Annotated in this window: 22 protein-coding genes and 1 riboswitch; of the genes, 11 read left to right on the top strand and 11 right to left on the bottom strand. The window is 58.1% G+C overall.

Translation table 11 applies throughout. The features are described 5' to 3' along the window. Positions 1 to 36 precede the first annotated feature (36 nt). The gene (locus ACR1XU_RS21380; RefSeq protein ID WP_480909008.1) at positions 37 to 1,743 is read left to right on the top strand and encodes a hypothetical protein; all 1,707 of its coding nucleotides are present in this window, start codon (positions 37 to 39) and stop codon (positions 1,741 to 1,743) included. After that, a complete protein-coding gene (locus ACR1XU_RS21375; protein WP_480909009.1) occupies positions 1,740 to 2,831 on the top strand; it encodes a transporter substrate-binding domain-containing protein in 1,092 nt (363 codons plus the stop codon). The genes ACR1XU_RS21380 and ACR1XU_RS21375 overlap by 4 nt, the downstream gene beginning before the upstream one ends. Positions 2,832 to 2,842: 11 nt before the next feature. Here the strand turns inward: ACR1XU_RS21375 and ACR1XU_RS21370 are convergent, their stop codons facing one another. The 4 genes from ACR1XU_RS21370 to ACR1XU_RS21355 form a co-directional block, all read right to left on the bottom strand. Beyond that, positions 2,843 to 3,535: a thiamine ABC transporter ATP-binding protein gene (locus ACR1XU_RS21370; RefSeq protein ID WP_480915700.1), complete on the bottom strand. Its 693-nt coding sequence runs from the start codon at positions 3,533 to 3,535 to the stop codon at positions 2,843 to 2,845. Beyond that, positions 3,522 to 5,069 carry an ABC transporter permease family protein gene (locus ACR1XU_RS21365; protein WP_480909672.1) on the bottom strand — a complete coding sequence of 516 codons (1,548 nt, stop codon included), beginning with the start codon at positions 5,067 to 5,069 and terminating at the stop codon, positions 3,522 to 3,524. Before ACR1XU_RS21365 ends, ACR1XU_RS21370 begins: the two co-directional genes overlap by 14 nt. After that, positions 5,045 to 6,025: a thiamine ABC transporter substrate binding subunit gene (thiB, locus tag ACR1XU_RS21360; protein WP_480915699.1), complete on the bottom strand. Its 981-nt coding sequence runs from the start codon at positions 6,023 to 6,025 to the stop codon at positions 5,045 to 5,047. Before thiB ends, ACR1XU_RS21365 begins: the two co-directional genes overlap by 25 nt. Positions 6,026 to 6,057: 32 nt before the next feature. Beyond that, a riboswitch (TPP riboswitch) is annotated at positions 6,058 to 6,162 on the bottom strand. An 85-nt stretch (positions 6,163 to 6,247) separates the two neighbouring features. After that, positions 6,248 to 7,138 (bottom strand): LysR family transcriptional regulator, encoded by an 891-nt coding sequence (locus ACR1XU_RS21355; protein WP_170824775.1) that lies wholly within the window; start codon positions 7,136 to 7,138, stop codon positions 6,248 to 6,250. 115 nt (positions 7,139 to 7,253) lie between these two features. Here ACR1XU_RS21355 and ACR1XU_RS21350 point away from each other — a divergent pair, with 115 nt between their 5' ends. From ACR1XU_RS21350 to ACR1XU_RS21335, 4 genes are all read left to right on the top strand, one after another. Further along, positions 7,254 to 8,792 carry a trimethylamine methyltransferase family protein gene (locus ACR1XU_RS21350; RefSeq protein WP_480908834.1) on the top strand — a complete coding sequence of 513 codons (1,539 nt, stop codon included), beginning with the start codon at positions 7,254 to 7,256 and terminating at the stop codon, positions 8,790 to 8,792. Positions 8,793 to 8,853: 61 nt separating this feature from the next. Further along, complete coding sequence (locus ACR1XU_RS21345) at positions 8,854 to 11,265, top strand: GcvT family protein (RefSeq protein WP_480908835.1); 2,412 nt, start codon at positions 8,854 to 8,856, stop codon at positions 11,263 to 11,265. Continuing rightward, positions 11,262 to 13,673: an FAD-dependent oxidoreductase gene (locus tag ACR1XU_RS21340; RefSeq protein ID WP_480908836.1), complete on the top strand. Its 2,412-nt coding sequence runs from the start codon at positions 11,262 to 11,264 to the stop codon at positions 13,671 to 13,673. Before ACR1XU_RS21345 ends, ACR1XU_RS21340 begins: the two co-directional genes overlap by 4 nt. Before the next feature lie 3 nt (positions 13,674 to 13,676). After that, positions 13,677 to 15,335: a thiamine pyrophosphate-binding protein gene (locus tag ACR1XU_RS21335; RefSeq protein ID WP_480908837.1), complete on the top strand. Its 1,659-nt coding sequence runs from the start codon at positions 13,677 to 13,679 to the stop codon at positions 15,333 to 15,335. A gap of 266 nt (positions 15,336 to 15,601) precedes the next feature. Here the strand turns inward: ACR1XU_RS21335 and ACR1XU_RS21330 are convergent, their stop codons facing one another. From ACR1XU_RS21330 to ACR1XU_RS21305, 6 genes are all read right to left on the bottom strand, one after another. Next, complete coding sequence (locus tag ACR1XU_RS21330) at positions 15,602 to 16,327, bottom strand: sulfotransferase family 2 domain-containing protein (protein ID WP_480915698.1); 726 nt, start codon at positions 16,325 to 16,327, stop codon at positions 15,602 to 15,604. Between the two features lie 146 nt (positions 16,328 to 16,473). Next, positions 16,474 to 17,064: a hypothetical protein gene (locus tag ACR1XU_RS21325; RefSeq protein WP_480908839.1), complete on the bottom strand. Its 591-nt coding sequence runs from the start codon at positions 17,062 to 17,064 to the stop codon at positions 16,474 to 16,476. Positions 17,065 to 17,433: 369 nt separating this feature from the next. Continuing rightward, positions 17,434 to 18,195: an ABC transporter permease gene (locus ACR1XU_RS21320; protein WP_170617148.1), complete on the bottom strand. Its 762-nt coding sequence runs from the start codon at positions 18,193 to 18,195 to the stop codon at positions 17,434 to 17,436. After that, positions 18,192 to 18,938 (bottom strand): ABC transporter permease subunit, encoded by a 747-nt coding sequence (locus tag ACR1XU_RS21315; protein ID WP_170617150.1) that lies wholly within the window; start codon positions 18,936 to 18,938, stop codon positions 18,192 to 18,194. Before ACR1XU_RS21315 ends, ACR1XU_RS21320 begins: the two co-directional genes overlap by 4 nt. A 9-nt stretch (positions 18,939 to 18,947) precedes the next feature. Continuing rightward, on the bottom strand, positions 18,948 to 19,712 hold the full coding sequence (locus ACR1XU_RS21310) for a transporter substrate-binding domain-containing protein (protein WP_170678949.1): 765 nt from the start codon (positions 19,710 to 19,712) through the stop codon (positions 18,948 to 18,950). Between the two features lie 38 nt (positions 19,713 to 19,750). Further along, positions 19,751 to 20,542, bottom strand: a complete 792-nt coding sequence (locus ACR1XU_RS21305; protein ID WP_480908840.1) for an ABC transporter ATP-binding protein — start codon at positions 20,540 to 20,542, stop codon at positions 19,751 to 19,753. A gap of 92 nt (positions 20,543 to 20,634) precedes the next feature. On the opposite strand from ACR1XU_RS21305, the gene ACR1XU_RS21300 reads away from it, so the two are divergent. From ACR1XU_RS21300 to ACR1XU_RS21280, 5 genes are all read left to right on the top strand, one after another. Continuing rightward, complete coding sequence (locus ACR1XU_RS21300; protein WP_480908841.1) at positions 20,635 to 21,282, top strand: TetR/AcrR family transcriptional regulator; 648 nt, start codon at positions 20,635 to 20,637, stop codon at positions 21,280 to 21,282. Continuing rightward, entirely contained in the window at positions 21,279 to 22,463 is a 1,185-nt protein-coding gene (locus ACR1XU_RS21295) for a pyridoxal phosphate-dependent aminotransferase (RefSeq protein ID WP_480908842.1), read from the top strand. Before ACR1XU_RS21300 ends, ACR1XU_RS21295 begins: the two co-directional genes overlap by 4 nt. Next, positions 22,460 to 24,064, top strand: a complete 1,605-nt coding sequence (locus ACR1XU_RS21290; RefSeq protein WP_480908843.1) for a 5-guanidino-2-oxopentanoate decarboxylase — start codon at positions 22,460 to 22,462, stop codon at positions 24,062 to 24,064. Before ACR1XU_RS21295 ends, ACR1XU_RS21290 begins: the two co-directional genes overlap by 4 nt. A 3-nt stretch (positions 24,065 to 24,067) precedes the next feature. Beyond that, positions 24,068 to 24,850, top strand: a complete 783-nt coding sequence (locus ACR1XU_RS21285) for an arginine deiminase family protein (protein WP_480908844.1) — start codon at positions 24,068 to 24,070, stop codon at positions 24,848 to 24,850. A gap of 414 nt (positions 24,851 to 25,264) precedes the next feature. After that, a complete protein-coding gene (locus ACR1XU_RS21280; protein ID WP_170617162.1) occupies positions 25,265 to 25,453 on the top strand; it encodes a hypothetical protein in 189 nt (62 codons plus the stop codon). A gap of 226 nt (positions 25,454 to 25,679) precedes the next feature. On the opposite strand, the gene ACR1XU_RS21275 is transcribed toward ACR1XU_RS21280, so the two are convergent. Then, a complete protein-coding gene (locus ACR1XU_RS21275; RefSeq protein ID WP_480908845.1) occupies positions 25,680 to 26,747 on the bottom strand; it encodes a hypothetical protein in 1,068 nt (355 codons plus the stop codon). Between the last annotated feature and the right edge of the window lie 125 nt (positions 26,748 to 26,872).

Genomic DNA, 26,872 nt, shown 5'->3' with positions numbered 1-26,872 from the left:
CTTTGATTGACGCAACAGAGTCGGGGAACCGAAAACATGGGCAACTATGCTGTTTGGGCCATCGGTCTGGGTGGGCTGATACTGCTGTTCGAGGCGTACAAGGAATACACAACCTCTGACGCCGTGGACAATCTGAAATCCAACAACCAGGCATCTCGTAAAGAGCTTGAAAACGTCCGAATGTCGGCACTGACCACCAAGGCCGAAAACCGCCGAGGTCTGGCGATATATATGGTGTTCTTTGTCGGCATCTACTTCGTGATGCTGATGTCGCCGGAACTGATCGCGACCTTTGTGATGGGCAGCAAGGAAGCGACGGCTGCGACAGGCGGGTCCAACGTTGTGGCCCGATCCATCGTTAACCCCGAGGCTGGTACGGGGCCTGCCGTTGATCCGCGTACTCTGCCGTTTTGGCTGGCCATCGCCATCACCTTTGGGGCCGCTTCGCCCACCTTTCAGGTTATCGAGCGCAAAATCCGCGCCATCGCCTATTTCTTTGCCGGTGTACCCAGAAACATTTTTCGGGTGCTGCAATCTCTCGAAGATCTGAATTACGGCAGCTATGGGGATGGCGAGACCCTGCCGCTGTGGAAAGCTTTTCGTGAGAAGATCGCGGCAAGTAAGGTTGACCCGATCATGGATGGAATGGTGCAAAGCATCGAAAGCTCGTTGCGCTGTATCGATTTGCTGCAACCGCCAATCATCGGGCCGCAAAGCTCGGCCTTCCGGCAATTGTTCAATGAAGATACCCCACTGGCGCGGATCGACGACCTGCGATCACGGTACGCCAGCATTCTGGGCCGCATTGCCAACTTCAAGCTGGAAAAAGACACCTTGCAAAGCCTGCAGGATGAAACCGCAAAACTGGCGGACTCGATGCAGTGTCTGTTTGCGCTTTATTCGATCAGGTCGCGCAAAGTGCCCGAAGCGCTGATGAACACGCCAACGGCACAGATCATCGAAAAAGTGACTGGTGAAGACACCGCGCAATCCCTGCACGACATCACGCTTGCAAGTATTTTCGGGGCGGTTTTCAGCTATGTCCTGGTTGAACAGGTGGCCATGTTCAGCAGCAACGTAAACGATGCGACCGAATTGCGCGAAATCTGCGCCGCCATGCTGATCCCCCTGATCCCGTCACTTATCCTGCTGGCGTTTCTTACCATACTGCTGCGGCATCTCAGGATGGATCAGGGCAGCTGGCCCCGCAGTGACGATATACAGATTCCGTTCTGGGATTATGCCAAGCTTGCTTTCTGGCCCGCCTTCCTGGCCACGGTTCTCTATGGTGCGATAACCTGCATCGGCGCGGATGGTGTCGTTCGACACGCGCTGGACGGTGACGGCAGCGCAATGATCACAACAGGCCTGAATTTTCTGAAGGATGAAATCGAACAGTTGCCGCGTATCTTTTTGCTGTCTTACGTGACGGCCTGCGCCCTGTTGTTCGTTGCGGATCAGCATGACCGGATGCGCTGGTTCGTGACGGTTGGTATCGCCCTGTTGGTATCGGCATTCCTTCTGATGGTGGCAAATCTGGCCGCAAGCCTGTTCAATATAGTCCCCCCGGCGACGGGCCTTGGCCTGCTGGACATCGCAATCATGGTAACGCTTCCCTATTCCATTTTCCTGGTCTTTTACGCAATCGCCGCCGAACTGGCTGAAACCGGGTCGATGAAGAAAATCCTGTCAGTTGTCGGCACCCGCATCCGCGAGCCCCAGAGATCGGATGGTCGCTCATGACACGCCCTGCTGTTTTGGCGTTCGCCTTGGCGGCTTTGGCCTGGCAAGGCACTGCCTCTTCTGTCACGGCCGAAGCGGACCTGATCGTTGGCGTGCGAACGGACGCCCCGCCTTTTTCGTATCTCGCGGTGCGTGATCGCGAAGGACGTTTGACCAGCGATACGCCGCCTCTTGCGTCGGGTGAGGTGTTCACCGGCTACATGGTCAATATCTGCGCCACGGTTCTTGAAGAACTGCAGAAGTCCCGCGATTTCACCGTTGAATGGAAGGCTGTCGAGGCGCGGGACCGGTTCACCGACCTACAAAGCGGCAAAATCAACATTCTCTGCGATCCGGCCACCATTACCCAAGAGCGTTTGTCCTATCCCGGCGTGCTTGTTTCCCCGCCGGTCTATCTGTCTGGTGTCGGAAGGGCGGAGACGACGCGTGACCAGTGGGCTGGTCACTGGCCCTGTATCGGCCCGGTCGCAGGGATCGTGGAAGGCACCACGGCACCGCGTTCTATTAGGCTGATTGCAGAAAAATACGGTTTCGGCGAGACATTCTCGGAAATCGTCAGAATGCATCCGGATGTAGACAAGGTTGTTCTCAGCGACGATGAGAAAAAACGCCTGACCGATTGCCCGGATGCCGTGGCTGGGTTGACGTGGGATGTGGGTTCGCTTGCTAAATATGTCAGCGCCGATGCGGCCGATACAGATCCTGACGCTGCCTATGTTGTCCGCAGTTACCCAAACCATGAAAAACTGGCGCAAGCGCTGTGCGACGGGCAAATCTATTACTCGGTTGGCGATCTTGAGATCGTGACGCTGGCATTGAAGTCCTACATTGAAAGAAACCCGGATTGTCAGGCCCGCGCGGACGCTCAGGTCTATTCTGAAGAGCGCTATGGCATTTTCGTCCACTTGTCAGATCAGATGAACAGTTCGGACCAACTCGCCTTGGCGTTTCTTCAGCAGCTCACGATCGAGATTCACAAGGGTCACGATTCAATCCTTGTGCGAAGTTTTTCGGATAATTTTGACCGCAACAAGATTTCACGCTCCTTGGATCTGTTCCTGTGGAATCTGGTCGCCGGGGCCAACTGACGGCGGACGTGTCACCCAAGATAGTCTCGCAGCGCAGGCGGCGGGTTATCAAAAAGTGTGGATGTCTCGGTGACCGGGTGCGCCAGCCCATCCGCCACCAGAACCGAATGACTTGCGATCCGTCTTGCATCCTGTGGATCATGGCTGACCATCATCATTGTCGTTCCGGCCTCGGTCGTCAGGGCAGAGACAAGATCCAGCATTTCCGCCTTGAGCGCCGGTCCCAGAGCGGCAAACGGCTCGTCCAGCAACAGCAAAGGCCGCTGTTGTACCAGCACGCGGGCAAGGGCAACACGGCTTTGTTGACCGCCCGACAATTGTGCCGGTCGCCGGTCCGCCATATCGGGCAAACCAACACGATCCAGCGCGGAATGCACCTGTGCCTGCTGATCGGCTGACAACCGGCCGTTCGGATGCAAACCCAGGGCGATGTTCTGGCCAGCGGTCAGATGAGGAAACAGGTTCCCATCCTGAAACAGCATCGCCAGCGGGCGCTGCCCCGGCGGTAATCCGGTAATATCGCTGCCGCGCCAGTAAATTTGCCCCGCGGCCAGATCGCGAAACCCAGCAATCGCCTCTAAAAGGGTCGACTTTCCCGCACCGGAAGGACCAATGATCGCAACCCGTGATCCGGATTCGATTTGCAGGGTCGCGCGTAATACGAAATCGCCATTTGAAATCGCACAGCCATCAAGCTTCAGCATGCCAGCGCCCTCCTCGATCCAAAAGCCAGAATGCCCCCATCGAAAGCGCCAGCAGCAACAGGGCGCCACCGGCCGCTGCCTCCATCTGATAGGCTCCCATCAGCCGGTAAATCTGAAGCGGAAGCGTGGCAATTTGTGCATCGGCAAATAGCGCGATGACCCCCAAATCCCCCATGGACAGTGCCGCCGCCAGACCCGCGGCAAATCCGATTTGCGGTCGCAGGCGGGGCAGCAGAATGCGTGTCACAAAACTCCATCTGCTCATATCCAGTGACAGTGCCAGACGACCGTATTGAGCAACAACCTCGCGCGTCGATGGAACAAGTATCCTCAGGGCAAAGGGCAACGCCATGACGGCATTCACCAGAGCCGTTACAGGCAGGGCCAGAACAGTAGGGTTGGCAAGTGGGCGGATCAGGATGAACAGCCCGGTGCCGACGACCAGAGGTGACGCTGCCAATCCAAGAACACCGCAGAGTTCGACGATCCCGTATCGCCCGGTTGCAACCGTCATCGCCATCGGCAAGGCCAGAAGCAGCAGAACGACGGTGCTGGCTGCCGCGACCAAAACGGATATCAAGGCCGCCCGGTACACCTGCGCCGGCATCTCGAACACTCCCGAAAGTCCGGAGATCACGACCGAGGTCAACGGCAGCAGGAGAAAGGCAGCCGCTGCGCTGATCCAGAAGGCATCAAACACCCGCGTCCCTTCATCCCAGCGTCGGATCGAACGATCCAGCCCGGCACCAAACCCGTCACCCCTGGAGAACCTGAGCGCTGCCAGGGCCGCCACCGCGGTCAGAACCAGTTGCACTCCGGACAGAAGCGCGGCGCGACCCAAGTTGAAATCATAGGTAAAGGCCTGGTAAATCGCGAGTTCTATCGTGGTCGCGCGTGGTCCACCACCCAAAGTCAGGGCAACTGCAAAACTGGTCAGGCAAATGGCAAAAACAACGGCCAGAATACCGGGCAGGATACGTGCCAGCATAGGCATTTCGATCAGCCGGAACATGGCCCATCCGTTGCAACCCAACTGGGCGGCCAATCGAAACCTTTCGGACGGGATCTCCTGCCACCCCTGCAAGATCAGACGCGTGGCCAAGGGGAGATTGAAAAAGACATGCGCCAGAACCACGCCATGCAGCCCGTAGATACGGATCGGCGGTAGCCCAAAAACCGCTAGAACGTCTGAAATCCAGCCCGCTCGGCCGAAAACCTGCAGCAAGCCGATGATGGCGACAATGACCGGCAAAATGAACGGCGCCCCCAGCAGCGCGATCAGAACCGCCCGCCCGCGAAAACGCCGCCGGGCCAGCGCGCGGGCGACAGGAACGGCAAGCCCTGCACTGAAAATGGCGGACAACACCGCCTGAACCAGTGTGAACCGAAGGGCTGACCAATCGGCCGGTCCGAACCCACTTGCGGAGTCGGCGCGCAGGGCAACTGCGGCGAGCGTACCAAGAATAAGCACGGCAATCAGTATCGCCGCGCCAATACCCGGCGTCGGATTTACTGGCTGAGCGCGCCCAGCCATTCCGCCAACGCCTCATCCCGCACGGCTGCCGCCTGATCAGAATCCAGCAGCAAAGATTTTTCCGGTACGGTCAGTGTATCAAACCCTTCGGGCAGGCCCGCCGCAGGCGTTACCGCCGGATACATCCAGTTTGTTGTCGGGATGATCTGCTGGAAGGCATCCGAAACCATGAACTGTAAAAACTGGTCCGCCAGTTCAGGCTGATCGGTTCCGGCCAGTTTCCCGGCTACTTCGACCTGCATATAGTGACCTTCGTCAAATGCCGCCGCCGCCTTGCTTGCATCTTCTTCAGCGATCAGGTGATAGGCAGGTGATGTGGTGTAACTGAGAACCATGTCAGCCTCACCCTCAAGAAACAGTCCATACGCCTCGGACCAGCCCTTGGTGACGGTCACGATATTATCGGCCAGTCCTGCCCAGATTTCGGGGGCTTCGTCGCCATAGGCGGCTTTGACCCACAGCAACAGGCCTAGCCCTGGCGTGGATGAACGCGGATCCTGAATGATGATTTTGGTATCACCGTCGGCCAGCTCACGGAAATTGGCCGGTGCTGCTGCGTCGGCATTATGGACAAACGCGAAATACCCCCAGTCGTAAGGCGCAAATACGTCATCGTTCCATTCTACGGGCAAAGTGTATTTGGCGCTGACCGAACTGGGCGCAAACAGGCCGGTTTCCTTTGCTGCTGCAATCAGGTTGGTGTCCAGACCCAAGACGACGTCTGCATCCGAGTTTTCGCCTTCCAGACGGATGCGCGACAGCAGGGCGGCACCGTCTTCCACACCAACAAGGTTCAGTTCGCAGTCGCAGACCGCTTCGAATGCTTCCTTGACCTGCGGACCCGGACCCCAATCCGAGACGAAGCTGTCATAAGTATAAACGGTCAGCTGAGGTTTGTCGGCGGCGATAGCCGAAGTCGCGCTCAGAATTCCCGCAGCAATCAGCAGATGTTTCATGTCATCCTCCATTGCGGCGAGAGGGCAAGGATGGATGAAACCGTCACCTTTCCCTCCGCCGGTTCTAGCCGGTTCAGGTTCAACGGGTTCGCTATGGGCGTCTCAGCGCGGCATTCCGCGCACCCCGAGGTGAGGCCGTGATTAGGGTGATGTCGAAACAATTTCAACCAAATTCGCCCTTCACGCTTCACTGGCATGAAGGATACTTCTCAACTGGCGGGATCAGGGCAGATCAGCCTGCGAGCCCAGGCTTTGAACCTGCAGCCATTCAATCGCGGCCCGGGTCTCGCGTCGCGATCGGCCAAGTCCTGTGCTCTCGACGAAATAACCATGAGTGGGTGTTATTTTTTCATCAAACAGACGCACGACGCGACCTTCGGCCAGATCCTGATCGATCAAGGGCAGCCAGCCGACAATCGCGCCCTGCCCTTCTGCGGCACCCCGCAGCAGAACATTGGCATCTTCAAAGATCGGACCACGCAAAGGGCCATCAACCGGGACATTCATCGCCCGGAACCAGTCGAGCCAACCCCAGTGGTTCCTTTGATGCAACAGCGGACAGTGCAACAGGTCTTGGGGCTCATTCACCGGACCGTGCCTCAGGACAAATGCCTCCGACGCTATGGCAACGGGGGCAAGCTCGATCAGCTTGATCGCGGTTTCGGGCATCTCGGCCATTCGTTCCCAGCGGATCACGATGTCGATGTTTGCCCGGTTCAGCGTGCCGGGTTGATAAGAAGGAACCACCTCCAGCTCGATCTCGGGGTGGTCGTCCCAAAAATCACCGATCCGGGGCATCAGCCAGCGGGCGGTGAAAATCGGCCCCGCAGCAAGTCGGACCACTTTGCGGGAGCTGCGGCGAACCGAGCGCACCGCGTCATCCAGAATTTCAAATGCCTGAGCCGTTGCTGCCGCCAGACGCCTGCCATCTTCGGTCAACGCGACCTCGCGCCCGGCCCGTTCAAACAGCTTGACGCCCAGCTGCTCTTCCAGCCCTCGAATGTGATGGCTGATCGCCGTGGGTGTGACCGACAATTTCTCGGCCGCAATTCGAAAACTGCCCTGGCGGGCGGCTGCATCGAAGGCGCGAAGGGCGGGAAGAGAGGCGGTCACGAATTTCCCTAATGTAAGTTTTACTCATCAATTGCTGAGAAAACGGCTTTTGTAAACAAGCCCTATGGCTGTGTAGGCTGACTTTGAATGAAGCTGAGCTCATGATATTAGGCCCATGTCTACGCGCCGGCGCGGTCGCAAGGACCGTCTGACACAAGATAACAGCGACGAGGCCAGCCCTGCGGTATGGCCGGGTGTGGTTGGCGGGTGCCTGAAACCGCTGTCCCCGAATGAAGTCGCTCAGACCGAGGAAGCCGCATTGCTGCTGCTTGAGACCCTCGGACTAAGTCAGCCGACCCCATCCATGGTCGACAAGGTGACGGCAGCGGGCGGGACGCTGGGCGATGACGGACGATTGTTGTTTCCGCGCGCCCTTGTGCGCAAGTCGATCAAGCAGGCAAGGCGGAATTTCGTCCTTTGCGGGCAAGTTCCTGAAAACGATCTGCGGATCGAAGGCACGCGGGTCCATATGTCAACCGGCGGCGCCGCGCCGGGTGTCTTCGACATCGATACGGGCCACTACCGCCCTTCAACCCTGGCCGACCTGTATGATGCCGCCCGACTGGTCGACAGGATGGAGAACATCCATCATTTCAGCCGTCCGGTCGTTGCGCGCGACGTTGACCCTGCTGCGGCAATGGACCTCAACACTGCCTATGCCTGCCTGATGGGCACGTCCAAGCATGTTTCCGTCTCGATTACCGAACCCGAAAACGTCCCGGCCATTGCCCGCCTTTGTTACAGGATCGCAGGTGACGAAGCCGCCTTTCGCGCGCGACCGTTCCTGACTGTCATGGTCTGTCATGTTGTGCCGCCCATGCGCTTCGCAGAAGAGGCTTGTGAAGTGCTCGAGGCCGCTATTCTTGCGGGTTTTCCGGTACAATTGATCAGCGCGGGACAGGCCGGGGCCACAAGCCCGGCCACCTTGGCCGGGTCACTTGTACAGGCCGTGGCTGAAACGCTCGCCGGATTGGTTTTTGCCCGCCTCGTCGATCCGCAGGTTCGCGCGATTTTTGCACCCAAACCTTTGGTCGCCGACCTGCGCACCGGGTCGATGTCTGGTGGCGGAGGGGAACAGGCGATCCTGATGGCCGGTGCGGCGCAGATGGGGCGGCATTTCAACTTGCCGACTTCGTCCATAGCCGGGATTACCGACGCCAAGACACTGGATTCCCAATACGGGGCTGAGAAATGCCTGGCAGTCGCCATGGCGGCACATGCGGGATCGAACATTGTCACGCAGGCCGCTGGCAGTCATGCCAGTCTTCTGGGCGTTTCATTGGAAGGCTATGTCAGCGACAACGACCTTTTGGGCAATGTGCTTCGAACAATCCGTGGGATCGAAGTTACGACCGACAACATTGCAGCGCAGGTGATCGCCGATGTGTGTCGGGGTCCGGGTCACTACCTGGGTGAGGTTCATACCTACGACCGAATGAAATCGGACTATTTCTATCCTCATGTTGGCGACAGGCGCACACCGGTTGACTGGCAGGAAGACGGCGCGCGTCCAGTCGGTGAAGTTGCGAAAGCCAAGGCGCGTGAGTTGCTTGCAAGTCATTTCCCCTCACACATTCCGGATACGGTCGATCGCGATGTGCGACAGCAATTCGACATTCGACTGAGCCGCCGCCGGATCGGGAGAGAGCCATGACCGATCGTACCGCCGGCGCTTTCAGCGCGCTCGAAACAAGAACAATCCATGGGGCTACTGCATGACTCTGCCCCACCATGCCCGCACCATCGTGATAGGCGGCGGCGTGATCGGGTGCTCGGTCGCCTACCATCTGGCCCGTGAGGGTCGCAAAGACATCATCGTGCTCGAACGTTCCAAACTGACCTCGGGCACCACATGGCATGCGGCGGGTCTGGTGCGTCGCTTGCGCCCGTCGGCCACTCTGACAAAGCTGATCAACTATTCGATTGACCTATATGGCGCACTCGAACGTGAGACCGGGCAAGCGACGGGCTGGGTTCAAACCGGGTCGCTTACGCTGGCCACGAACGGTGATCGCCTGACCAACATCAAACGTCAGGTTTCGCTGGGCCGTGCGTTCGGGCTTGAGGCCGAAGTGGTCGATGCGGCCCGCGCGCACAACCTATGGCCTCTGATCAAAGTGGACGACGTCCTGGGGGCAGTCTGGTCACCCGCCGACGGCAGGGTCAACCCATCCGATGTTGCGCTGGCGCTGTCGAAAGGGGCCCGGGCGCGCGGTGTGCAAATATTCGAGGACACCAAGGTAACGGGTCTGCAAAAAAAAGGCGGTCGGATTGCAGCCGTCGAAGTCAGTGACCACCTGATCGAAGCTGAGGAGGTGGTGATCGCATGTGGACTGTGGTCCCGCGAAGTGGCGGCCATGGCCGGCGCGCACATGCCCCTTTACGCCTGCGAGCATTTCTACATGCTGACCAAGCCGCTGCCCGAAGTGCAGGCGCTTGGGCCGGGCGCACATCTGCCGACGCTCAACGATCAGGATGCGTTCCTGTACGCCCGCGACGATGTCGAAGGGCTTCTGGTGGGTTCATTCGAACCCCATGCCAAGGGCCTGCCACTGGATCGCCTGCCTGCTGATTTCAGCTTCGACCTGCTGGACGAAGACTGGGATCATTTCATGCCAATGATGGAAAACGCGCTGCGACGCATTCCCGCGCTGGAGCGTGCCGAAGTGCGGATGCTGCTGAACGGTCCTGAGAGTTTCACCCTCGACGGCCAGTTCATGTTGGGAGAAAGCTCGGATGTTCCTGGACTGTTTCTGATCGGCGGGATGAACTCCACCGGTATCGCGCTGGCCGGGGGCGCGGGCATGGCAATGGCCGAATGGATCATTGCCGGCGAGCCGACGATGGAACTAAGCGAATCCGATATCCGGCGGTTTAGCCCGGAGATGAACGTTCTGGGCGCGCTGGAGGCACGCATTCCCGAAGTTCTGGGACGCCACTACGACAATCCCTACCCCGGGCGCTCGATGGAGACTGCGCGGGGGCAGCGTCGCTCGCCTGTTCACGAGGGGCTGGTGGCCGCAGGGGCACGATTTGAATCCCGCGGCGGATGGGAACGTGCAGTGCATTTCGGCGGTGAAGCCGCCCACTTGCCGCTGACCTTCGGAGTGCCCGCTTGGCGCGAGCAGGTCGGCCGCGAAGTGGCCGCCTGCCGCGAGGGTGCCGCCATTCTGGACCAGAGTGCGTTCGGCAAGATCATGATCCAAGGCCCCGATGCCTGCGCCTTTCTGAACCGGCTGTGTGCGGCGCAGATAGATGTTGCCGAGGGTCGGATTGTGTACTCGCAAATCCTGAACAAACGAGGCGGGATCGAGAGCGACGTGACGGTTCAGCGGCACGGCCCGCAAACCTTCCTGATGATCACGGGTGCAAGTGAAGTTGTGCGTAACCTGAAAAGGATGCGTGAAACGCGGGGCGTATATCGTGTTGAGTTTACTGATGTAGCAAGCGGATATGCCATCCTGGGTCTCGCCGGACAAAGGGCCTGCGATGTTCTTCAAGCGACCACAAACACTCCCCTGCCCGATCTCAAGAGATTTCAGTTCAGGCCCGCTGAAATCGGCCTCGCCCGTAGCTGGGTCGGCCGCCTGAGCTTTACCGGCGAAGAAGGGTTCGAACTCTATATCCCAGCAGAAATGGCAATGGCCGCGCATGAGGCGCTGGTGAGGGCCGGGGCGACCCATGCTGGTCTCTTTGCTAGTGGTTCTTTGCGGATTGAAAGCGGCTTTCGGGCCTTTGGCCACGAACTGACCCCCGGCACCACACCCGTCGAAGCCGGGCTTGCGGCCTTTTGCGCCTTTGGCTCTGGTTTTGTGGGTGAAAATGCGCTGCTCGAGCTGGAGCCGAAAAAACGGATCGTTTCGCTGCTGTTTGATGATCCGGCCGCGATACCGATCCACGATGAGCCGATCTATCTGAACGGGCGCGCCATCGGGCAGATAACGTCGTCGGCCTGGAGTTATCGGTTCAACCGATCCGTGGCCTTGGCAGTTGTGCACGATATCCAGCGGTCTTTCGAAGAAAAATCCTGGACTGCGGATGGCACGCTGCCTGTTGAAGTCGAAATCGCCTGTGTGCGGTTTTCGGCGCAGGCCACTTTGAAACCCGCGAAGGAAGCATTTTCGTGACGGACGGGACGCGCACCACCCGTGTCGCCATCATTGGCGGCGGTATCATGGGGGTCGCTGCGCAGTTTCAGCTGGCCAAAAACGGTTGGACAGATACGATTCTGTTCGAGAAAGCGGAATTGACAAGTGGCTCGACCTGGCACGCCGCGGGACAGATCGCCCACGCCGTCGGCAGCCGTATTGCGGGATGGATCAACAAGACCTCGATCGCCACATACAAGCAGGTTGAAAAAGAGACGGGCCAAAGCATCGGTTGGCATGAAGTCGGCGGTTTTCGCATTGCCACCACCGATGATGAGGTTGACTGGATGAAATCCATCATGGGTGTGGGCAAGATGCTCAATCTGCCGATGGAACTGGTCGGGCCGGATGAGGTTGCAAAAGGCAATCCGTTTTACAAGGTCGACAACGTCAAGGCGGCAGTCCGGACGTTCGAAGACGGACATATCGACCCGTCCGGCGTGACCCAGGCGTTGGCGGCGGCATCCCGCACGCGTGGGGCCAAAATTGACCGCCGCAATCAGGTTCTGGGCGCAAGCCGACGAGGGGACATTTGGCTGCTGCGCACGGAAAATGGTGAAGTACTGGCCGAACACGTAGTGATCGCCGCAGGCAGCTATGCCAATCAGGTTGGAGAGTGGTTTGGTTTGAAAATCCCCTCGGTCTCGTGCCTGCATCACTATCTGGTCACTGATACCGTGCCTGAATTCGAAAACCGCCCGGAACTGCCGGTTATGCGCGACAACGCCTTTGGCGGGTATATCAGACAGGAACAGAAGTCCGGCCTGATCGGAATATACGAAGGCCATGTTTGCCCGACCGTCTGGACAATGCCGCAGGGTGCGCCCTGGAAGGCCGAAAATGAACTGTTCGAGGCCGATTACGACTCGATTGGCGACTTCCTGATGATCGCCTTTGAAAAAATGCCTGTCCTTGCTGATCTGGGCATCAAGCGAGTGGTTCGGGGTGCAATCACACACACACCCGACGGGGGGATGCTGGTTGGGCCCTCGGGTGCGCCGAATGTCTGGCTGTCCTGTGGGTCGTCTATCGGCCTCGCGTGGGGCGGCGGTGCGGGCAAGGTGCTGGCCGACTGGATGGTTCACGGCGAAACGCAGATCAACACAAGGTCGATGGACCCGCGCCGTTACGGCGATTTTGCCAGTGACACCTTTATCGTCGAACGCACCAAAGATGAATTCATGCGCCGCCATGACACGCCCTGCCCTGGCAAGCAGTTCACGTCCCTTCGCCCGATCAAGCGACATCCGCTGTATGATCGGTTGGCCGCCAAAGGCGCGGTTTTCGGCGAGATCGCAGGGTGGGAACGCCCACGGTATTTTGGTATGCCGGGTGAAGTCGAGCAGATAGGCTGGGGGCACCAGCCATGGCACACCAACGCGATGGCCGAGGCGCAAGTAACCCGTGCGTCTGCTGGCGTAATTGATCTATGCGCATTTGCTCAGTTCGAAATTACCGGCCCGGATGCCTGCAATCTGCTGGACAGGTTGTCTGCAAACACAATCCCCTCCCGCGACGGAGGCATAAGCCTGAACCACCTGTTAACGCCCAATGGACGGTTCGAAACCGAGATGACGATCTGGCGCATTGCCAGGGATCGGTATTTCACAGGCTCCGCAATAGCCCGCGCCAAACCGGACTTTGATTGGATCCGATCACACATTCGGCCAGGCGAGGACGTGCGGATAATCAACCGAACTTCGGACTGGGGGATGCTGGCCCTGTCCGGTCCGAACTCGCGCAAAATCCTGCGTGAACTTACCGACGCGGATCTGTCGAATGCCGCCTTCCCCTGGTTGTCGGGGCAGGAAATCACCGTGGCGGATGTGCCGGTCTATGCCTTGCGAGTATCTTTTGTTGGAGAGTTGGGTTGGGAGATTCACGCGCCACTCCACCGGATCGCGGAGATCTATGATGCGCTCCACGCGGCAGGTGCCGGGCACGGCCTGATTGATCTTGGCAGTTACGCGTTCAACGGCATGCGAATGGAGAAGGCCTATCGCGCTTCGGGCGAACTGACCACCGATGTCGGTCCGCTGGATGTCGGTTTGGACCGTTTCGTTCGTGCAGAAAGGCGCGATTTCATTGGGCGGAATGCCTTATTGGCCCACGTACCGGAATGGGAACTGCTTTATTGCGAACTCCACGCAGATCGTATCGACATTCATGGCGGAGAACCCGTCCTGCATAACAGCGTTGTTGTCGGACTGACAACGTCGGGTGGATATGGTTACACGATCGGTAGATCTCTGGGCTGGTTATTCGTGCGCAGGGGTACGGCGCGAACTGGGCTTTCGGTGCAAATTCTGAACCAGGACATACCTGTTACAGTCCATGACGAAGCCCTTTTCGACCCAAAGAACCTGCGCCCCCGATCCGAGGAGTAAATGATGACCACGATCAATGGCGGTGAGGCCGTCTATCGCGTTTTGAAGGCCAACCGGATCGACACGGTATTCGGATTACTTGGCGGCTCGATGCTGGAACTTTACGACGCAATGTATCGCGGCGGCGATATCGCCTATATCGGCGCCCGCGATGAACGCGCAGCTGGGCACATGGCGGATGCCTGGGCGCGCATGACGGGCAAACCCGGGGTCGTCCTCGGCGCGCAGGCCGGCCCCGGCGTGGTCAATATTGTAACTGCCGTAGCCGAAGCTCATCTGGCCTATTCACCGCTTGTCGTCATAGCGGGGGCGATCAGCCGGTCCGATCAGGCCAAGGATACGTTTCAGGAAGTCGACCAGGTCGCATTGTTTGCTCCGATCTGCAAGCGTTCGGTGTTGGTGACCGATCCCAGCCGACTGGCGCCAATGCTCGAAGATGCGATCCGCCTTTCAAGTTCGGGTAGACGCGGGCCGGTGGTATTGCATGTCCCACGCGATCTTTTCGCGGCCCAGGTTCCGCCCATTGCGACGGAGCCCGTCAAAATAGCCCGCCCCGGCCCGCCTGCACCCGAGGATGTGACCGCGATTGCCAGATTGCTGTCCGGCGCAAAGCGCCCGGTGATTTTCGCAGGTGCCGGTTTTAAGTGGAGTGCCGGGTGCGACACGCTGACAAGGCTTGCCGAAACGCTCGAGGTTCCGGTGGTCGCGTCCACGGGTCATGCGGATGTCATGCGGCATGGTCATCCCTGGTTCGCCGGACAGGCGGGGCCACGTGGCAATCGCGTCGCCTCGCGCCTGACCAAAGAGGCAGACGTTATGGTCGTTCTGGGCGCGCGGTTGGGGTTCAACTCGACCTTTCACAGCAATGACTATGTCGGAGCCGATACCCGAATTGCCCAAGTGGATATCGAAGGGTCCGCCGTTGGTCGCTATTTTCCGGCTGAGATCGCAGTTCAGGCAGACGCCTGCCAAACGGCCGTCGCATTGACCGAAAAATGTTCAAAGCCCGCCGCTGATCCATGGCGTATTTCTTTTCAAGACGACATGAAAACCTTGCGTGCCGAACGTGACGAAGAGGCCAGGATCGCCACGCGGCCTATGCACCCCAGACGCGCCTTGGCGGAAATTCGGAAAGTACTGCCCGAGAATGCAATTGTAACGCTGGATACCGGCAACACGTGTCTTCAGGCAGCAGACCGGCTAGCCCACTATGCACCCAGGTCCCTGATCACACCGCTGGACTTCGGATTGGTCGGTTTTGGTCTTCCGGCGGCTATTGGCGCCAAGGCCGCCGCCCCGGATCGACCGGTCGTGGCAATCATGGGCGACGGCGCGATCGGATACACGATGATTGAAATTCAGACAGCAATCTCATATGGATTGCCGATAGTGATCGTGGTCCTGGATAACGAGGCATGGGGAGCGGAAAAAGCTTATCAACAGGAGTTTTTCGAAGGCCGTCTGCTTGGTGCCGAAATCGCCTCGCCCCGGTTCGACCGGTTCGCTGAGTTGTGTGGCGGCAAAGGAATCTGGATAGAGTCGCCGGAGGATCTGGGGCCAGCCCTGACCAGCGAATTTTCCAGCGGGGCAACAACTGTTATTCACGCCAAGATCGACGCCGAAGCCCTTACGACGTTGCGCAAGGATTTGTTTCAAAGGTGATTTGCAGGGTATCGTTTGAAGCCAACCAAATTCCAGGGTGTAGCGAATTGATGGCACCAGTTTGGACCCATCTTGATCTCGTGGCGCTCCCATGACGGCGGGTTCCAGACGCAAGCTCTCCCGAACCATTTGTTTGATCGGGTTGACTACGGTCGGGTTTGAACCTGCCTAAATTAAGGCATCGAATCGGAGGATTCGTGCGCTTTGCGCGAACTCAATGCCCGGGTAGAAACCAATTCTATTTTACCTTCAGTCACCCCTTGGGGCTACAACTTTCGGAGAGAGAAGTTCTTCTTGCGAACCAGGCCGTCGTTGAAATCATACCCGAAATACTCAATGTCGCGGATGTAAACCTCACCAACCGCTTTACTGCTTTCATCGGAATAGTATTCCCGGTAATCCCGCCTTTTCGATTTCTTTCGATGCTTGAAGAACATACGCCTGCTGCCGATTTCCCGAAGCACGACTTTTAGGTCTTTATCGAGGGTTTCGAAGCGGCCCAGGAAATCCAACGGCATTTCACCGTCGTCATTTACGAGAAAACTGGATTGAGGTTTGAAATAGGGTATGTCGAGGTACTTTGAAGGTTCTTCCGTGAATGAAGACAGGAAGCTCTCGAAATCGGGGTGATTGGCCACCAGTTCCAGTTCCTGACGCCGCGCGATGATATAGTGATAGGCCGAGACCAACCTGTCCCAAGGATTCCGAACAAAACTGAACTTGAAATAGTCTGCCGCCTCCGGCCCCAATTGCTCGAGATGCACAAATAATGACGAGTGCTTATCGATCGAAGGAGAAGGATCATGTTTCGTAAAATTCAAAAGGTTCGGGCGGCGCAAAATTGTTGAAACCGTCGATCCCGCAGTTTTTGGAATATGAATGAATACGGTCTTTAGCGTGGGATAGATTGGCACCGAATTGCTACGCCTCCTTGCAGACAACGCGTGGGGCGCAAGTGCTCCGAAGGACTCGCGCAACATGCGCAAGACCAATGGTACACTCCGACGGGTGGCAAGAAAAGCATATCGGTATCATGCAGATACCATGTGCCGCGCCTAACAAATGGGAAATCCACGCGACGCCCTTGCCGCGCTGCCCGGGCCGCATGATCGAATACGGGCCAGTGGCCCGCTCCGATTCAGAACCTGTAGTTCAAGGAAAACGAAAGTGTGGTTACACCCAAGTCTTTAAAGTCACGTTCAAAATCCGAGTACTCAGAATAGACCAACTCGGCGCCAAGCGTGATCTCCTCGCGGATGAAACGTTCATAACCAAGAGACACGAAATAACCATCGCCTTCGCCAGGATTAATATCGCCGCTGGCGTGCGTGTCGAGTTCAGCATAACCGGCGCTGGCGTAGTACATGTTCAACCCGCTGTCGATGCCGCCGCGCGCGCCAAAACGCTTGTATGAACCCAGTTCGAAACCAGGGTCAATGTCCAGATTCGTCCGGGTGTATTGCAGAAAATACCCGATTATGACCTTGCCGAAATCGTAGTCCCAGCCGAATTTCGCGCCGTAGATCGGGCCGCTGGAGCCTTCCACGTCGGGGGCATAACCAAGTTCCAAACCAACGGAAAAACCTGTCCAGTCGACGCCGGATGCAGAGAGTACAGCCGGCTTTTGGAACGGTGCCATGACACGGGAAACTTCAGTATCACTCGCCATTGAAGCTGCCGGGTACGTCGCAGCAAGGACAAGGGCGACGGCTTGGGTGCGAATAGTCATTTTGATCATATCCATAGCAACTGAATTAACACCTTACTTTAGCGCAGATGCCACGTAATGTTCCATGTGGGACCCTGAAATCCAGAAAATTTGCCATGGCTGTTGCGTCAATACGGCAATGGTCGCGAACCACAAAAGCCCCTGATACGCTCTGCGTCCAAACGCTCACTCGAATGTCGTGTTGCCGCCGGGTCAGCAACCGTCATTCTTCAAAGAGTTGACCATTCTTCGGTTCTTTCCAGCTGCCTGGAGGTGAGCGGTTGTTTTCTTTGGCAGATCTTTGACGGAAAAGTCTTGGCAAGAAAACTGAAGCAGGCAAAACACTTACCTAACCTAAAGTCGAGTTTATCTGAAAAGCGTCAAAGCGATTCAAACCCCTTCGAACCGCCGGAATGCCAGAGCAATCAGGCCCGCAATCGCCATATAAACGAGCGCAAGCAGCAGCAGTGGTTCGTAGACGATAAAGGTGTCTGCCCGAACCCGGGAAGAAACTGCATAGATCTCGACCACTGTTATGGTCGCCACCAGCGGGGTTGCCTTGAGTTGCAAAATTGTTTCGCCACCCAAAGTCGGCAGCACGTTGCGGACTGCCTGCGGCAACCAGATCCGGCGGAACATGGTGAAACGTGGCATGCCAAATGACTTTGCGGCCTCAAGCTGCCCTTTCGCCACCCCGGAAAACGCGCCGCGCATTACTTCGCCCTCATAGCCCGCGAATGACAAGGTCAGCGCGAGCACTGCATAGGGCCACGCCTGGCGCAGGTACGGCCATAGTTCCGATGCGCGGATCCAGGGAAACTGGGGAAACAGAGAGCCCAGCCCATAATACAGCAACCAAATCTGCAGCAGCAGCGGCGTGCCGCGAATTATGGTGCAGAATACCCGAGCTGGAGTGGCCAGATACCAAGGCCCGACCGCCTGCGCCAATCCAAGCGGCACAGCCAAAAGAAAGCCCAGAACAGTTGTAACAACCAGAAGCCAAACCGTGGTCCAAAGACCTTGCAGTGCCAAGGGCGCATATTTTGGGATCCAGTCCCAGCGCAGCGATAACGCGCACCAGATCACCAATGCCGCAAACAGAAGCATCATAACGATGCGGTGCGGTTGCATCAGGGCTTTGAATGTTGTCATGCGGCGTCCCCTTTCAGCGAAGGTTGACCGCGCCGTGCCCATTTCTCAATTCGGGCAAAAACCACACCCGAAAACAGGGTCACCATAAGATAGAGGAAGCCCGCCGCCAGAAAGAAAGTGAAATAGGCCCGGGTGCTGCTTGCCGCCTGCCTTGTTTCCAGGGTCAATTCACTAAATCCGACAACGGCCAGCAACGCCGTGTCCTTGGTCGCGATGAGCCACAAATTGGCAAGCCCCGGCACCGCAAACCCCATCATCGCGGGTATCGTTACCCGACGCATGATCATGAAAGCTGGCATTCCGTAAGACTTTGCCGCTTCGATCTGCCCCACCGGAACAGCCTTGATGGCACCGCGCAGAACTTCGGTGGCATAGGCCCCCTGCACCACGCCCAACACCCAGATGCCTGCCGCGATACCGTTGATTTCAACCCGGCCTCCGCCGACCGCCTCAGAAATCTTGTTGATGATATCACTGCCGACGTAATAGAGGATCAGGATCAGCACCAGCTCAGGTACCGCCCGGATCACAGTCGTGTAGATAGCGAGAAGATCGCGTGTGACCTTCCCGCCGTATAGCTTTCCATAGGCTCCGAACAGCCCGATTACCAGCCCCATCCCAAATGCGCCGAAGGCGATCTGCAGCGAATTGGCAAGCCCGCGCAGCAGGTTGCCTCCCCAGCTTGACAGCGACAGCAACTCGGCGCTGGCGCCGAGGCCCAGTGTCTCAAACAGTCCGGTCACAGCAGCGCCTTAGTAGATGCTGGTCGTGAAATAGCCCGCGGTGATTTTCTCGTGGGTTCCATCTGCCAGGATCGCCGCGATCCCTTTGTTGAGCGCCTCCAGAAGCTCGGTGTCGCCTTTGCGCACACCGGCACCAACGCCGCGGCCCAGGATCGCCGGGTCATCCGCAACGGCACCCTTGATCTCGCAGCAGCTGCCATTGTCCGAGTTCACGAAGTCGGCCATGGCAATGCTGTCCGCCTGGGTCGCGTCGATGCGGCCCGCGAACAGGTCCTGATTTGCCTCGTCCTGCGTTTGGTAGACCTTCAGCTCTGCGTCCTTGAAGTATTCCTGCGCGTAAGCCTGGTGAATGGTCGAGGCCTGGATGCCGACAATCTTGCCCGCCAGCGACTCTGGGGTCGGTTCAATGTCCATCGACTTGTCCGCCACGATCACCGCCGGGGTGTTGTAGTAGGGGTCGCTGAAATCGATGGTTTTAAGGCGCTCTTCGGTGATCGACATCGAAGCCATGATGGCGTCGATCTGCTGGCCGGTCAGCGACGGGATGATGCCATCCCACGCAACAGGCGTGATCACGCAGTCCAGTTCCGCCGCAGCGCAGACGGCACCGATCACCTCAATCTCCCAGCCGACCCAATTGCCCGAGCTGTCGGGCGAGGCAAACGGAGGATAAGGCTCGGCTGCGATGCCGATCTTGACCTGTTCAGCCGCAGCGGCGCCTGCTGTCAAAACGGCCACGGCAGAGGCCGCGGTCAGAAGTGCTTTGAGTTTCATAGGTTTCTCCCTGTTGATATTATTCGGTTTTTTGTGTGCTACGCCACCGAACTGAGGAACTGTTTCAGTCGTTCGGATTGCGGGTTTCCAAAGATCTCGGCAGGCTTCCCCTGCTCCTCAATACGACCCTGATAAAGGTAGACGACATGGTTCGCGACTTCGCGCGCGAACTTCATTTCGTGGGTGACCAGCAGCATGGTGCGCCCTTCGGCGGCAAGATCGCGTATCACTGTCAGAACTTCGCCCACAAGTTCAGGGTCCAGCGCCGAGGTCGGTTCATCAAACAGCATGGCGGAAGGGTCCACCGCCAATGCCCGGGCAATTGCAGCCCTCTGCTGCTGCCCGCCAGAAAGGTAGGCGGGGAACGTGTCTTCCTTGCCGCCCAGCCCTACCCGACGCAACAATTCGTGTGCGCGTTCGATCGCCTCGGATTTCGGAACCTTCAGGACATGTACCGGCACCTCGATCACGTTTTCCAGAAGGGTTCGATGTGTCCACAGGTTGAACTGTTGAAACACCATCGCCAGCTTGGTTCGGATTCGTTCGATTTGCTTCTGGCTGGCCGGGCTGCCATCAGCCCGCATCGCCACTTCCTCACCGCCAATCACGATCTTGCCTGAGCTTGGCGTCTCAAGAAAATTGATGCAGCGCAGCATGGTCGACTTGCCCGACCCCGAGCCGCCGATGATCGCCACGACGTCACCTTGATGCGCAGTCAGATCCACGCCTTTCAGCACCTCCAGATTTCCAAAGGACTTGTGCAGATCCTCGACCCGGATCGCCTCGCGGCGCGTGTCCGTCTGTTGAACTGATGCGGTGGCAGCGTCCATTTTCATTGACCCCAAAATTCTGATTGCAGTAAGCCGCGAACCTAGTAATTATGCAAGTGTATAATTACAGCCGCCAGAAAAAAGGAACTGTCGTGAGCGAAGAGCGCAAAAAATTCAGGCGGGAATCGGCTGAATCCCGGCAGGAGGCGCTGATTCTGGCCACGCTCGAGTTGGTGGCCGAACAAGGCGTGCGCGGGGCAACGGTGCGGGGAATCGCCGAGCGTGCAGATGTCACCCAGGGACTGATCCGGCATTACTTCAGTTCCAAGGAGGAACTGATCGTCGCCGCTTACGAGCACCACATGAACACCATGACGGATCAAACCTTTGCCCCGGCAAACGGCGCGGCGGCCAGCGCACGCGCCCGGTTGATCGCTTTTGTGACGGCGTCTTTGACAGCCCCGGTTGTCGACCCAAGGGCAATCGCGCTGTGGGCCAGCTTTCTGAACAAGGTGCAGCGCGACCCACAGATGAAGGCGACGCACGAACGCACATACGCCTATTTTCGCGACCAACTGGAGGGGCTGATCGCCGCTTCGATGAAAGAAGCGGGCCGCGCGCCCTCTCCGGCCCGCCTGCGTCAACTGGCCATTGCCTGCAACGCGGTTATTGACGGCCTCTGGCTTGAGGGCGGCGCCCTTCCCGATGCTTTTGCGCCGGGCGAACTGGTCGAAATCGGGCTGCAATCCGTTTCCGCCATCATTGATTTGGATCTAACGCAGGAGATTGAGCGCCAATGAGGCTGACAGCAATTACCGAACGGCTGGCCGGTTTGGGCGGCGGGAAATGGGTAGTGCATCTGAAAGCACGCGCTATGGTCGAGGCCGGGGCCGATATCGTGGAAATGACCATTGGCGAACCAGATGTTCCAACCCCAACTGAACTGTGCGACGCGGCAGCGGCCGCGCTGAAATCGGGTCGCACAGGGTATTCCAACGGACGCGGCGAAGCCGGACTTTGCGCGGCCCTGGCCGAGGTCTACACCACAACCCGCGGACGCCGGTTTCTGCCAGAGAACGTCCTTTGCTTTCCCGGCACCCAGACCGCCCTTTTCACTGTCATGCAGGGCGTCGCAGAAGTTGGCACCGAGGTTCTGGTGGGCGATCCAATGTATGCCACCTATGAGGGCGTGATCCGAGCGTCAGGTGCCGAGCCGGTGCCGGTGCCGCTACGCCCCGATAACGGATTTCGGTTGCAGGCAGAAGACCTTGCCGCGCACATTACGCCCCGCAGCAGCGCCATTCTTCTCACGACTCCGCACAACCCGACAGGCGCCATTCTGACGCCCGAGGACGTTCGGAAGATTGGTGAACTCGCGATAGAACACGATCTCTGGATAATATCCGACGAAGTCTACGAGCATCTGATCTTTGAGGGTGCAGAGTTTGCTTCTCCCCTCTCTGATCCGGCGCTGGCAGACCGGGTCATTGCAGTCTCTTCGATCTCCAAATCACACGCCGCCCCCGGTTTTCGCAGCGGCTGGTGTGTGGGCCCGGCCGAGTTCTGCACCGCGCTGTTGCCAGTCTCGGAAACTATGCTGTTTGGCAACCAGCCCTTCATTGCTGACATGACAGAAAAAGCCGTGCGCAAGGGGTCATCGGTGGCTGCCGGTATGGCGTCGCGCTTCGCGGCGCGTGCTGCACTGCTGGAAAGCCGTCTGCACACCGAAACCGGGCTGACCGTCCACCGGCCCGATGCCGGCATGTTTGCCTTGGTCAACGTCTCGGCCAGCGGATTGGACGGCGACGCTTATGCCTGGGACCTGCTAGAGCATGGTGTTTCGGTCATGCCCGGCTCTGCCTTTGGCGAAAGCCTCAGGGACTGGGTTCGGGTCGCCCTCACTATTGACGACGACAGTTTTGCCACCGCACTGGACCGCATCGTCGCCCACGCAAACCGCAAGAAACGGAGCGTTGCATGACCAACCAAACTGTCGGCGAAGCGCTGGTCGCCGAGTTGAAGCAAAGGGGTGTCTCCTGTGTTTTTGGCATTCCCGGCGTGCATACGGTCGAGCTTTATCGCGGTCTTGCAGCCTCTGGCATCCGTCACGTGACACCACGACACGAACAGGGCGCTGGCTTCATGGCTGACGGCTATGCCCGTGTCTCGGGGAAACCGGGCGTTGCCTTTGTGATCACGGGTCCTGGCCTGACAAATACGCTGACGCCAATGGCCCAGGCCCGGGCGGACTCAGTCCCAATGCTGGTGGTTTCAGGCGTTAACGAACGCAGCACTTTGAATCGGGGACTTGGCCATCTGCACGAACTGCCCGATCAGCACGCGCTGGCCAAAACTGTTGCGCTGGTTTCCGAGCATGTCGAGCAGGCTCACGACCTGGGCACCGCTCTGGACCGCACTTTTGCCCCCTACTCCACAGGTCGACCCGGCCCAACTCATATCCAGATCCCGCTGGATGTCGCAGGCCTCGCTGCGCAGAGCGCCGTGGCCCCGAGTGCCAAGGCCCGCCCGGCATTGGACCCAACACGGATTCAAGACGCGGCAGACCAATTATCGGCGGCGAAGAAAGTGGTCATCCTTGCTGGCGGCGGAGCAAAATCGGCCGGATCGCAATTGCAGGCTCTGGCAGAACGCCTTGATGCGCCGGTCGTGCAAACCGTGAATGCCCGCGGGTTGATGCATGGTCATCCGCTTACCGTACCAGCAAGCCCCAGCCTGAAGTCCGTCCAAGCACTGATCGAAGATGCCGATTGTGTCCTCGCTGTGGGGACCGAACTGGGCCCCACCGATTATGATATGTATGCAACTGGGAAAACTGCGGCCATGTCCCGGCTTATACGCGTTGACATTTGTCCGCACCAGTTGGCTCGCCACGATGTCGCAATTGCTATCGAAGGCCGCGCTGACGAAGCTATGACCGTGTTGTTGAAGGCCCTACCCGGCAAATCAAACCAAAACGCAGGGGTGGCCCGCGCTGAAAAGACCCGCACCGCCGCGTATGAAGAGATCGGTCCGAACTATCGTGCTCAGGTCCAAATTCTGAACGAAATGCGCAATGCGGTGCCGGGCGCGCTGATGATTGGAGATTCCACTCAGCCGATCTATGCGGGCAACCTCTACTACGACCACGACCGCCCCGGCGGCTGGTTCAATGCCGCTACCGGATACGGTGCGCTGGGCTATGGTATACCTGCCGCCATCGGCGCTGCGATCGCCGCCCCGGACGCCCATGTCATTTGTATCGCTGGCGATGGCGGCGCTCAGTTCTCGCTGCCCGAGGTCATGGCCGCAGTGGACGAAAACCTGCGCATCACCTTTGTTCTGTGGAACAATCACGGATACGGCGAAATCACGACCTCGATGGAAGCCGTGGATGTGAAGGTGATCGGGTGCGACCCGACCCCGCCTGAATTTTCCGCCGCGGCTGCCTCGTTCGGCATACCCTACACACGCGTATCACCAGACCCGAGTGCCATTGCGACCGCTCTGGCAGCGGCCAGCGCACAGAATTGCCCCTCCATTCTGGAAATTGACATTGCCGGACGCAATCCGGATCAGGAGTGACCAATGCGAAATCCGACCTTTGAATTTACCCGGGCCATCACCCGTAGGCCCGCCTCGACCATTGCCGACGGTCTGCGCGCCGAAGACATCGGCAATCCCAGCCTTGACGGTATGCTGGCTGCCCATTCATCTTATGTCGAAGCCCTGCGCAGCACCGGGGCCGAGGTGATTGAGCTTGAGCCGCTCGAAGCGTTCCCGGATGCCCAGTTTGTCGAAGACACTGCGCTGTGCCTGCCGCAAGGCGCTATCCTGATGCGACCCGGCGCGCCGTCGCGGCTGGGCGAGGTGGCTGAAATGGCACCGACAATCCGCGCCTGCTATGACGATGTCCGCGAAATCAAAGGCCCCGGTCATGTCGAAGGCGGCGATATTCTGGTGACCGGAAAGGAAATCCTTGTCGGCCGCTCCGACCGCACAGATGCTGCAGGCGTGGCAGAACTGGCCGAGATCGCCAGTGAATGGGGCCACGTCCTGCGCGAAGTCTTCACGCCGGACGGCGTCTTGCATTTCAAAACGGATTGTTCGTTGATGGATGCCGAGACGATCCTGTCGACCAGGCGCCTTGATGCGTCAGGCTGTTTCGAAGGCTACAGAGTCCTGCATGTGGCCGATGGTGAAGAAGCCGCCGCTAATGCTATCCGCTTCAACAACCTTGTTCTTATGGCCTCCGGTTTTCCTCGCACGGCAGAGATGTTGGACAAGGCGGGATATGAGGTTATCCAGATCGACAACACCGATTGTGCCAAGCTGGACGGCGGCATGTCGTGCCTGTCCCTGCGGTTTTGATCAGTCGGGCAACGCGTCAAGAATAGAGTCTCGGTCCAAGGCACCGTGCTGGCAATAGCACTGGCGGAACTTTCCGCCTGTGTCGGACCCCTATCGAAACGGAGACTACACGGTCGGAGATGATAGCTTCACCATAGGCGACCTCGCGCTGAACTGTGTTTCAATTACCCTCACGAGTAATTAACGGGCGGGTTGTAACAGTCGTAATGGAACTCAGTTTCTCAAAAAAAACCGTCTGCGCACAACAAAATTGCGAGCGAAAAGGACTACCTCAGGTTCTTTGTTTACAACCTGACAACAACATTAACTGAAAGTGAACAATGTATTCTCTATGTGTTCAACCGTTTTCGACCATAGTGGGTTCACTAAGTCGGGCGGAACGAAATGCGTCCGGTTTGATGGAAGGGAACATGCATGGAAAAAACTACCACAGCGATTGCGATGCACACCCCCCCCGCGGCAAAGCAATCATCCAGCGCTGTCGTCTGCAGCGGCGTGTCGAAAAACAAAGATTCGAGCAGCGGTCGCTTCCCTCCTATTGAAAACGCACTCATCAATATTGTGAATAACAAGCGACTGATTGAGGCGATGAGGGACGTCTGAGTTACCGCAGACGATCTCTCGGTTCCCTTGGGTGTCGTCTTCCCCGGGAACAATACGAAGCTAAAGCCCGCTCTGCGCCAGAGCGGGCTTTTTCGTTGCATATTCAGATGTGATCCGAGTTATGTCTTGGCGTTCAGTAGGTGATGGGCCAGCCAAGGGGTTGGAAATGATTTGGCTGGCCCGACCTCTCGCGCCTCCGAATTCGGAAAGGCGCGAAACTCCTGATTTACAACCCCAGCAACGCCTTGACCGCCGCTTCGACTTCATCTGTGACCGGCTTGTTGGCCGCATTCTCCAACGCCTCACGTTCCCTAAGCGTCTGATCCTCCAGCTGGCCCTGCAGGTCCTCAACTTCAGAAACAGCGTCGTCGTAATTGCTTGCAGCTTCCTGTTCGGCAGCTAGCTCGGCAGCGGTGTCCCTGGATTCCTGCAGTTCGGCATTCGCCTCGTCCAACTGCGCTTCGATATGGGGGTCTGTACCCCCGGCGTCGGCAAGTTCCTGTTCCAATTCCGCCACGCGCTCTTCATCCGCGCGCACATCAGCTTCGGCCGCTTCGAGATCATCTTCGATTTCACCTATGGGACGTGAAGGCGGTTCCAGCCCGTCCAGAAGATCTTGGGCATCTTGCAGGTCGTCGCGCAGTTCGTCTCCTTCCAGAACCGTATCGCGGTATGTTGCAATACGACCGACACGCGAGTTGGGCGCGGCGTTTTTCAGAGCGGTCTCACTGGCGTGAGCAGCATTCAACGCACCCAGTTCAGAGGGGTGTGCGCCCAGAATTTCAGCCCATGATTCGTCTTTTTTGCGGGACAGAGGCCGAACGGATTTTGCAACCTGCACGGTAGACTCGGTGCTCCGCGCCACGCGCTGCGATTTCCGCTTGGGTTTTTCTGTTCGGTCGCTGGATTTCTTGCCCGTGAACAAATCTTTCAGAGAGAAATTGCTGCTCTTTGACGTGTTCGATTTCCCGCTTCCGGAAGCGGACTTTCTGCCACCTGTCTTCCCGGCGGACTTCTTGCTGCCGCCTTTGGAAGTCACATTGCCTTTGGCGTCTTGACCCTTTCCGGCACCTTTGTTCCCCTTTCCGGCGCTGTCGTTGCCCTTGCCGCCACCTTTACCGCCGTCGTTTCCGCCGCCTTTTCCTCCTCCTTTGCCGCCGCCATTTCCACCACCTTTTCCTTCTTTCGCATAAGCAATGTCGGGAAACGTGAACGTCGCGACGATCGCGGTTGACCCAATCAGGGAGATCGCGACTGCGGAGGCTTTCAGCAGACCGGAAAATTTGGTTTTCATAACGGACCTCACGGGCTCAGTGTTGCTTCAAGCGTCAACATTTCATGTTGGACGCAAATGTATTTGACCCCATTTGACCATATTATGGTTGAACTCACGCCTAACTGCTGGTTCATCACCAGTTC

It is taken from the genome of Ruegeria sp. D1(2025), from assembly GCF_056536425.1.
The sequence above is the reverse complement of the archived record's forward strand: the minus strand, read 5'-3'. Positions and strand labels throughout refer to the sequence as shown.